The following is a 1,272-nucleotide window of genomic DNA, read 5'->3' as shown; positions in this document are numbered from 1 at the left end:
CGGACATCTGCAAAACTCCCAGAAAACAAAATCTGATTTGTTGATTCTCAGGGGATCAAGCAACTAGCGGAACTGGCGAAAACCCAGTGTTCATGCGGGTTGCCAGGGTTTTGCAGGGGCGACTATCTATGGGCAATCAACATTGAAGGCTTGCCTGCTGGCATATACCATTACCTGTCAAAAAGACACGAATTAGAGTTCATCAAGGCACTTCCAGAAAAACCGATAGGTACCTACTTGTGCCACCAAGATTGGGCGAACGAAATGGCTTTCGCTATCGTGATGACCTCGAGATTCGACAAGATGTGGTGGAAATATCCACACTCCCGGGCCTACCGCCCTATGTTGATGGAAGTGGGCCACCTCTCCCAAACGCTTAACCTATTGATCACAGCCATGGAATTGAAGCCTTGGCTCACCGGTTATTTTCACGACCGGGAACTCGCGGAAATTTTGGAGTGTTCAGCGGATATAGAGCATCCAATGTTGGTCGTGGGTGGAGGCACAGGCAGTGGAAACAGTGTAGACAAAATAACACGAGAAATAACAGGGGGATTTTAATCAATGGCCTCCATTGAAGATTTATGCATATTAGGCATTAAGCCCGGACATGACGGCACAGCAGCCCTGATTGAAAATGGCAAGCTACTTTATTCCCTAGAATCGGAAAAGGACAATGGTCGCCGATACAGCGATTTTTCCGGAGACACGCTGCTGAAATTGATGCTTACTGGAGAAAAGCAGCCCAATGTACTGGCTTATGGCGGCTGGAGCAAAGGCTCAGACCCCGAAGGCTTTTCCATTGAAGCAGGGTATTCCAAAACCGATGGTGTCATATCAAAATCGGTAACACTCTGGGGCAAACCCGCGACTTATTTCAGCTCTAGCCACGCCCGCTCTCATTTAATGTGCGGCTATGGGCTTTCGCCATGGGAACAGGGGCGGGCATGTTATGTCCTTCTTTGGGAAGGGTATCTCGGCGCTTGGTACTTCATCGATGAAAAAGTGAAAATCAAAAAAATTGGCGATGTCATGACTTATCCCGGGGTACGTTACGCGTTCCTCTTCGGGCTCGCAGATGCTGAATTCAAATTGAAGCCTGGACTCGTCAGACTGAGCGATGCGGGCAAACTGATGGCTATTGCAGGGCGGATTCAAAAGTGAAGTGCAACACCTGCAACCCTGTAAGGTCCGCAGATGCAAAGCTCCCCGAGACACTACCAGCAACTTCAGCCTGAAGACCGTGTGACGTTGGCCAGCCTGGTGCAGCAG

Annotated in this window: 2 protein-coding genes; both read left to right on the top strand. The window is 49.5% G+C overall.

Going from position 1 to position 1,272, the window contains the following annotated elements; all coding sequences use genetic code 11:
* Window positions 1–99: 99 nt before the first annotated feature.
* A complete protein-coding gene (locus AVHM3334_RS23995) occupies window positions 100–561 on the top strand; it encodes a SagB/ThcOx family dehydrogenase (RefSeq protein WP_349816649.1) in 462 nt (153 codons plus the stop codon).
* Window positions 562–564: 3 nt separating this feature from the next.
* Window positions 565–1,164 carry a hypothetical protein gene (locus AVHM3334_RS23655; protein WP_284415871.1) on the top strand — a complete coding sequence of 200 codons (600 nt, stop codon included), beginning with the start codon at window positions 565–567 and terminating at the stop codon, window positions 1,162–1,164.
* The last annotated feature ends 108 nt before the right edge of the window (window positions 1,165–1,272 follow it).

The sequence above is a fragment of the Acidovorax sp. SUPP3334 genome, assembly GCF_030159055.1.
GTDB lineage: Bacteria > Pseudomonadota > Gammaproteobacteria > Burkholderiales > Burkholderiaceae_C > Paracidovorax.
The sequence above is the reverse complement of the archived record's forward strand: the minus strand, read 5'-3'. Positions and strand labels throughout refer to the sequence as shown.